This window comes from Streptomyces sp. W16 (genome assembly GCF_033194735.1).
GTDB lineage: Bacteria > Actinomycetota > Actinomycetes > Streptomycetales > Streptomycetaceae > Streptomyces.
This window is the reverse complement of sequence record NZ_JAWOAI010000483.1, coordinates 1-7,479: the sequence shown is the minus strand read 5'-3', so window position 1 is coordinate 7,479 and position 7,479 is coordinate 1. Positions and strand designations below refer to the sequence as shown.

The following is a 7,479-nucleotide window of genomic DNA, read 5'->3' as shown; positions in this document are numbered from 1 at the left end:
GGCCCCTGGGGCCTGGCCCTGGCCGCGTTCGGCGCGGGCACAGTCGCCGGCGCCCTGTTGATGACCCGCTGTAAACCCCGCAGGCTGCTCCTCGCGGGCATGCTCGGCATCTTCCCCCTGGCCCTGCCGTCCGCCGCGCTGGCCGTGCCGGTGCCGGTCGGCGTCCTGTGCGTGGTGATGTTCGTCGCCGGAACCACCGTCGAGGTGTTCGGGGTGTCGTGGATGACGGCACTGCACCAGGAGATCCCCGAGGAGAAGCTCTCCCGGATCGCGGCCTACGACTGGTTCGGCTCGATCGCGCTGGTGCCGGTCGCCGCCGCGGCGGCGGGCCCCGCGGAGTCGGCCTTCGGCCGGACGGCGGCCCTTTGGGGGTGCGCGGCCCTGGTCGCACTGGTCACGGCGGGTGCGCTGTGCGTGCCGGAGGTACGGAACCTACGGCTGCGCGCCGGATCACCCACCCACGACGGACCGCGGGCCGAGAACGGCTCACCCGATCCCGAACGCTCCGTCGGGGGGCTCGGGTGACGGTACGGCGTCCTCGTCCCGGACGGGTCGCGCGCCGCCGATGAAGTCCCGTACCGCGAGCCCGTGTTCGAGCCGCGCCGGAAAGGCGTCCGCGGCCACGAGCCGGGTCAGGGCAACCGTGTCGACCGGCCGGTGGGCGGCGACGAGCACCGCGTTGCCGAACCGGCGTCCGCGCAGCACACCCGGCTCCGCGATCAGCGCCAGCTCGCCGAACACCGCGCCGAACGTGGCGAGTTGGGCGCGCAGAAACGCGAAGGGGGCGGAGTCCGCGAGGTTGGCGAGGTAGTACCCGTCGGCACGCAGCACGCGCTCGGCCTCGCGGGCGTACGCCACGGAGGTCAGGTGCGCCGGAACCCGCGCCCCGCCGAACACATCCGCGACGACCACGTCCGCCGAACCGTCCGGCGCCGCCTCCAGCCACGCACGGGCGTCGGCGCCGTGCACGGTGACACCGACACCGTCCGGCACCGGCAGATGCTCGGCGACCAGTTCCAGCAGCCCCAGGTCGGCCTCCACGACGTCCTGCCGCGAACCGGGCCGGGTCGCCGCCAGGTACCGGGGCAACGTGAGCGCCCCACCGCCCAGATGCACCACGTCCAGCGGGCGCCCCGGCTCCGCGACGGTGTCCAGTACATGCCCGAGCCGCCGCGCGTACTCGAACTCCAGATGCGTCGGCGCGTCCAGGTCCACATAGGACTGCGGCGCCCCGTCGACGGTCAGCAGCCAGGCCCGCGCCCGATCCACGTCGGGCATCAGCTTGGCGGTCCCGTGATCAACGTCCCTGGTCACGGGTATCGGCTCGTTCACGGGTATCGGCTCGTTCACAGGTCCATTGTGCCGGGGTGATGGGGGCAACGAATTCGTACGGGCCCGTCAGACCCCCCACACCTCCCCCACCTCCGCCGCGTGCGCCGCCGCCTGTTCCCGCCCCGCGCGAGCGGCCGGCGCGCGTACCGTTGGGTCGAGCGGGTTGTGGCCGAACGCCTGCTTCGCTTCCGGGGACGGCTTGACGGCGACCGCGCGGGCTCCCTGTTCCACGAGCCGCCGTGTCTGGTCCGCCGCCGAGGTGAGAGGGCCGCCGCCGACGGCCATCGGGGCGAGGACGACGACCCGGTCGTAGCCCTCGGCGAGGTGGGCGTTGGCGGGTGAGTGGATGCCGCCGTCCATCCAGACCCGGTCCTCGATGGCGACCGGGGGCCACACACCGGGGACCGCGCAGCTGGCGGCGACGGCGTCGGCGAGGGTCGGCCCGCTGTCCTTGTCGAAGACCCGCAGCTCTCCGGTCGCGGTGTCCACGGCGGTGATGCGCAGGGCGCGATCGGGCCACTCCGGCGAGACGAGCCGGGTCTCTATCGCGGCGCGCCGGGCCGCGGCGTCGGGTGTCCTGGCGGCGAGTGCCATACGGCCGATCTTCCGGCCGTACGCCTCGGGAGTGCGCGAGGTCAGCGCCACCCGCGCGTAGCGGAACAGCAGGCCGGCGCCGAGTCGGCCCGGGATCTCGCCCTCGGGAACCGTGAGTTGACGCTCGAAGAGTTCCTTGAGTGTGCCCGCCAGCAGTTGCGCGCCGACGGTCGAACCGGCCGACGTACCGATCACGACATCGGCGTCACCGAGATCCACGCCCGCCTCGCCCAGCCCGTACAGCATCCCGGCCATCCAGCCGATACCGCTGCTGCCCCCACCACCCAGCACAAGTGCCTTGCCCGCCATGGTGCCCCCACCTCTCCACCGCTCGCCACGACTGCCTCCGCGATCAAGTCTCGCGCACGGCACTGACAATCACGGAGGCGGGCCACCGGGTGCGGGTGCGGGACGCGCGAAGGTGCCCGCCCCCGTAGGGACAGGCACCCCGCCGTTCGGCCAGCCTCGTTCAGCCGGCCTCGTTCAGCCGGCCTCGTTCAGCCGACCTCGGTCACCGTGCCCGCGCCGACCGTCCGGCCGCCCTCGCGAATCGCGAAGCCGAGCCCCGGCTCCATCGGGACCTCACGGCCCAGCTCGACCGACATCGTGACGGTGTCGCCCGGCCTCGCGATCGCCGTCTCGCCGAGGTCGATGTCGCCGACGACGTCCGCGGTGCGGATGTAGAACTGCGGCCGGTAGCCGGTCGACACCGCGGTCGTACGGCCGCCCTCGCGGGCCGACAGGACGTACACCTGCGCCGAGAAGCGGCGGCTGGGCACGACGCTGCCGGGCGCCGCGACGATGTGCCCGCGCCGTACCGCGTCACGCGGCACCCCGCGCAGCAGCAGCGCCACGCTGTCGCCGGCCTGCGCCTCCGCCATGGGCTTGCCGAAGGTCTCCAGGCCGGTGACCACCGTGTCGAGGGCGGCCCCGAGCACTTCGATCCGGTCGCCCACCCGGATCGTGCCGCGCTCGACCGCGCCCGTGACCACCGTTCCGCGTCCGGTGATGGTGAGCACGTTCTCGACCGGCAACAGGAACGGCGCGTCGAGATACCGCTCGGGCATGGGCACGTACGTGTCCACGGCGTCGAGCAGCGCGTCGATCGACCCCGTCCAACGGGGGTCCCCCTCAAGGGCCTTGAGGCCGGACACCCGTACGACGGGTACGGAGTCGCCGCCGTAGCCGTTCGCGGTGAGCAGTTCGCGGACCTCCAGCTCCACGAGGTCGGTGAGCTCCTCGTCACCCGCGTCGGCCTTGTTGAGCGCGACCACGATGTGGTCGACGCCCACCTGCCGGGCGAGCAGCACGTGTTCGGCGGTCTGCGGCATGATCCCGTCGAGCGCGGAGACGACGAGGATCGCCCCGTCGAGCTGCGCGGCCCCGGTGACCATGTTCTTGACGTAGTCGGCGTGGCCCGGCATGTCCACGTGCGCGTAGTGCCGGGTGTCGGTCTCGTACTCGACGTGCGCGATGTTGATGGTGATGCCGCGCGCGGCCTCCTCCGGCGCCCGGTCGATACGGTCGAACGGGACGTAGGTGGACGCGCCGCGCTCGGCGAGGACCTTGGTGATGGCGGCGGTCAGGGTGGTCTTGCCGTGGTCGACGTGACCCATCGTGCCGATGTTCAGATGCGGTTTCGTGCGGACGTATGCCGTTTTGGACATGGCGGTACCTCGAAGCCTGGTGAGTGAAGTGCGGGGACCCCGAGGACTCGCCGACCCTCCCCCTGCGGGGTCCGCCGGACGATCCGGAGAGGGTCAGCTTCGGGCGCCGTCGACTGCGGCCGCTGGAACAGGAACGAGAACGGCAGCCTTCGGGGCATCCGCGACCGCGGATGCTGCGAGGTGGAAGGCGTACCGGAACATGAGGCCGATCATTGCCGACGCTTTGCCCGACGTCGAACGATTTATCAATGGAGGAGAGTTCAGGCGCCGATGTTCTTCAGGGCCTCGCGCACCGACAGCGGCGCGAACCGCCCCTTCTCCCGGGCCAGGAAGCCACGCACCGCTTCCGGGTCCGTCTTCGCGTACTCGCGCAGGCACCAGCCGATCGCCTTGCGGATGAAGAAGTCGGGGTGCCCGGACTGGCGCAGGCAGTACGCGAAGAGACGCTCGGTGTCGGTGCGCTCCTTGTAGCGCAGTTGGTGGAGCAGGGCGGTACGGGCGACCCACAGGTCGTCGTCGACGATCCAGGCGTCCATGTCGGCCGTCAGCTTCGGATCGGCGGCGACCAGGCCTCCCACTACGTGGGAGGCGAGTGCGTCGACGGTGTCCCACCAGGGGACCGTGGCGACGAGATGCCGGGCGACCGGCAGGAAGCCGGACGTGCAGTGCCTCACATGGCGGCGGAGGTAGTCCACCGCGAAGTACTGGTACTCCCGCTCCGGCAGTTCCCAGCAGCGCAGGGCGATCGCGGTGCAGTCTGTCTCGTCGGGGCGGGGCGTGCCCTCCAGGACCGTACGGGACAACGCCCTGCGTACGGGGGTGGTCAGGCCGAGGAAGGGCGCCACGTCCTTCATGTAGGCCCGCATGGGTACGGCCCGCTCCGGGTCGGCCGCGGCGGCGTACGTGGCGATGAGCCGCTCCAGCACGGTGTCGGCGAGAACACTGCCGGGCACCTTCAGGGTGCCCGCACCTGTGACGCTCATGAGACGAACCATACGGCGATCACATACACAGGTCGGTTAGTGTCGCCGACATGCTTGCCGATGCCACCACCGACTCTGGGGGCACCCGCTCTGGGGGCACCGCCACGGCCACTCCCCAGGCCACTGCGCAGATCACTGCCACGGAGCTCGCCGCAGTCGTGACCGTCCCCACGGCCACGTCCGTCGTCGCCGTCGCGCCCCTGCTGCCCGTCGCCCCGACCGGCTTCACCGCACGCTGCACGAGAGCCCTGCTCTCACCGTGGTCCCGGCTGTCGCTGCTCCTCGTCCTGCTCGCCGGGGCCGGGGCGACCGTGCTGCTCTTCCACCCGCAGCGACTGCTCTCCGACGGCTGGCCGCCCCAACTGGGCGGTGTCGCCGCCGCGTTGGTGTTCGCCGCGGCGTACGGCCTGTGCAGCGTGGCGTTCGTACCGCGCCCGTTGCTCAACCTCGCGGCGGGTGCGCTGTTCGGCTCGCAGCTGGGCACCGGCTCGGCACTGGCGGGCACGGTGCTCGGGGCCGGGATCTCCTTCGGTCTCGGCCGCGTGCTGGGCCAGGACGCGCTGCGTCCGCTGCTGCGGGGCCGGTGGCTCAAGGCCGCGGACGGACAGCTCAGCAAGCACGGCTTCCGTTCGATGATGACGGCCCGGCTCTTCCCGGGACTGCCGTTCTGGGGCGTGAACTACTGCGCCGCCGTCTCGCGCATGCGCTGGATGCCGTTCCTGCTCGCGACAGCGCTCGGGTCGATCCCGAACACCGCCGCGTACGTCGTCGCCGGCGCCCGTGCGTCCAGCCCCACGTCTCCGGCCTTCCTGATCGCCATGGCCTGCATCGCCCTGCCGGCCCTCGGCGGCGCGGTGGTGGCCTGGCGCAAGCGCCACCACCTGCGCGGCAACTGAACGATCAGGCGCGTCAGACGGATTCGATGATCATCGCGTTGGCGAGGCCCCCCGCCTCGCACATCGTCTGCAGTCCGTAGCGCGCTCCACGGTCCCGCATCGCGTGCACGAGCGTGGTCGTCAGCCGGGTGCCGCTCGCACCGAGCGGGTGGCCGATCGCGATGGCCCCGCCGTGCACGTTGACCTTGGCGAGATCGGCGCCCGTCTCCTGCTGCCAGGCCAGCACGACACTGGAGAACGCCTCGTTGACCTCGAACAGGTCGATGTCGTCGAGGCTGAGCGAGGCCCTGCGCAGCACCTTCTCGGTGGCCGGTATGACACCGGTGAGCATGAGCAGCGGGTCGGAGCCGGTCACGGCGAAGCTGTGCAGCCGGGCGAGCGGGCGCAGACCGAGCCGGGCCGCGGTCTCACTGGACGTGATCAGGACGGCGGAGGCGCCGTCGTTGATCGGGCTGGAGTTGCCGGCGGTGATGTTCCACTCGATCTGCGGGAAGCGCTCGGCGTAGCCCGGGTCGTAGAAGGCGGGCTTCAGGCCGCCCAGCACCTCGGCCGTACTGCCGGGCCGTACGCACTCGTCACGCGAGGCGCCTGCCAGGGGCGCCACCTGGGCGTCGAAGAGGCCCGCGTCCCAGGCGGCGGCAGCCCTGTGGTGCGAGGAGACCGCGAAGTCGTCCAACTGATCGCGCGTCATCGACCACTTCGCGGCGATGAGTTCGGCGCTGATGCCCTGCGGGACGAGGCCCTCCGGGTAGCGTCCGGCGACGCCCGGGCCGAAGGGGTCCGTGCCGGGCAGCACGGCCGACCCCATCGGCACACGCCCCATGGACTCCACTCCGCAGGCTACGACCATGTCGTACGCCCCGGAGAGCACGCCCTGTGCCGCGAAGTGCACGGCCTGCTGGGAGGAGCCGCACTGGCGGTCCACCGTGGTCGCGGGCACTGACTCCGGGAAGCCCGCCGACAGGACGGCCTGCCGGGTGATGTTGACGGCCTGTTCACCGACCTGGGTGACCGTGCCGCCGATGACATCGTCAATAAGGGCTGGGTCGATGAGGGCCGGGTCGATCCCGGTGCGCTCGACGAGGGTGCGCAGGGTGTGCGAGAGGAGTTCGACGGGGTGGACCTGAGCGAGGGAGCCGTTCGGCTTGCCCTTGCCCACGGGGGTGCGTACGGCTTCGACGATCACGGCATCACGCATGGGGTGGGCCTCCAGGATGACCAGCGGGAGCTACCAGTGAGTAGGAAATCCAAACTCACCATAGCCCTGTCAGTTGGGAAATCAAACCCACCCCCGGAATCACCCCTAGACTGGACGCCATGAGTCCGAACACGGCCGCCCCCAAAGACACAACCAAGACCAAAGACCCGCGCCCCTGCTCGATCGCCGACGCCCTCGCACTCGTCGGCGAGAAGTACTCCCTGCTCGTCCTACGGGAGGTGTGCCTGGGCAATCGCCGCTTCGACCAACTGGTCCGCAACATCGGCGCCCCGCGCGACGTCCTGGCCGCCCGGCTGCGCCGTCTCGTCGACGCCGGGATCCTCACCCGGCGGACCTACAGCGAACACCCGCAACGTTTCGAGTACCGGCCCACCGAGGCGGGGCTCGAACTGGAGCCGGTCCTGATGACCCTCATGGCATGGGGCGACCGTCATCTCCGGAAAGACACTCTCGACCGCCCCATGGTGGTCGAGCACATCTGCGGCAACGAACTGCTCCCGGCCGTCACCTGCACCGCCTGTGGCGACACCGTCCGCCACGAGGACCTCACAGCCCACCCGCAGGCGCCGGGCTGGACCGTGACGGGCCCGGCGGCGGCGTAGCAGCCCTCGGTCTCAGACGGTCCCCTTGTAGACGTCCAACCGCCCGCACATCCCGAACTTCCCGTACGCGGACGGCTGTTCAGCCCGTACGGCGGCGTCGGCGAGGTGCGAGAAGTCACCCTGGTCGAGCCGGTCGAGCTGCTCCCCCGTGGCCGCGGCGGCGGCCCGCGCACCCCGCTCCCAGCG

Annotated in this window: 7 protein-coding genes and 2 pseudogenes; 3 read left to right on the top strand and 6 right to left on the bottom strand. The window is 71.4% G+C overall.

The window, feature by feature from the left end:
• A pseudogene (locus tag R6V09_RS41175) lies at positions 1 to 525 on the top strand (MFS transporter); the annotation flags it as partial.
• On the opposite strand, the gene R6V09_RS41170 reads toward R6V09_RS41175, so the two are convergent.
• The 4 genes from R6V09_RS41170 to R6V09_RS41155 form a co-directional block, all read right to left on the bottom strand.
• Positions 487 to 1,332 (bottom strand): spermidine synthase, encoded by an 846-nt coding sequence (locus tag R6V09_RS41170; RefSeq protein WP_317886606.1) that lies wholly within the window; start codon positions 1,330 to 1,332, stop codon positions 487 to 489. The pseudogene R6V09_RS41175 and the gene R6V09_RS41170 overlap by 39 nt on opposite strands.
• Before the next feature lie 66 nt (positions 1,333 to 1,398).
• Entirely contained in the window at positions 1,399 to 2,235 is an 837-nt protein-coding gene (locus R6V09_RS41165; protein WP_317886605.1) for a patatin-like phospholipase family protein, read from the bottom strand.
• Positions 2,236 to 2,423: 188 nt separating this feature from the next.
• On the bottom strand, positions 2,424 to 3,593 hold the full coding sequence (gene tuf / locus R6V09_RS41160) for an elongation factor Tu (protein WP_317886604.1): 1,170 nt from the start codon (positions 3,591 to 3,593) through the stop codon (positions 2,424 to 2,426).
• A gap of 260 nt (positions 3,594 to 3,853) precedes the next feature.
• Positions 3,854 to 4,576 carry a DNA alkylation repair protein gene (locus R6V09_RS41155; protein ID WP_317886603.1) on the bottom strand — a complete coding sequence of 241 codons (723 nt, stop codon included), beginning with the start codon at positions 4,574 to 4,576 and terminating at the stop codon, positions 3,854 to 3,856.
• A 50-nt stretch (positions 4,577 to 4,626) separates the two neighbouring features.
• On the opposite strand from R6V09_RS41155, the gene R6V09_RS41150 reads away from it, so the two are divergent.
• Positions 4,627 to 5,472, top strand: coding sequence for a TVP38/TMEM64 family protein (locus tag R6V09_RS41150; RefSeq protein ID WP_317886602.1), 846 nt, complete (start codon positions 4,627 to 4,629; stop codon positions 5,470 to 5,472).
• 13 nt (positions 5,473 to 5,485) lie between these two features.
• Here R6V09_RS41150 and R6V09_RS41145 read toward each other — a convergent pair whose 3' ends face one another.
• Complete coding sequence (locus R6V09_RS41145) at positions 5,486 to 6,670, bottom strand: thiolase family protein (RefSeq protein WP_317886601.1); 1,185 nt, start codon at positions 6,668 to 6,670, stop codon at positions 5,486 to 5,488.
• 119 nt (positions 6,671 to 6,789) lie between these two features.
• Between R6V09_RS41145 and R6V09_RS41140 the strand changes: the two genes are divergently transcribed.
• Positions 6,790 to 7,293 (top strand): winged helix-turn-helix transcriptional regulator, encoded by a 504-nt coding sequence (locus tag R6V09_RS41140; RefSeq protein ID WP_317886600.1) that lies wholly within the window; start codon positions 6,790 to 6,792, stop codon positions 7,291 to 7,293.
• Between the two features lie 12 nt (positions 7,294 to 7,305).
• Here R6V09_RS41140 and R6V09_RS41135 read toward each other — a convergent pair.
• Positions 7,306 to 7,479: pseudogene (locus R6V09_RS41135) on the bottom strand (cupin); the annotation flags it as partial.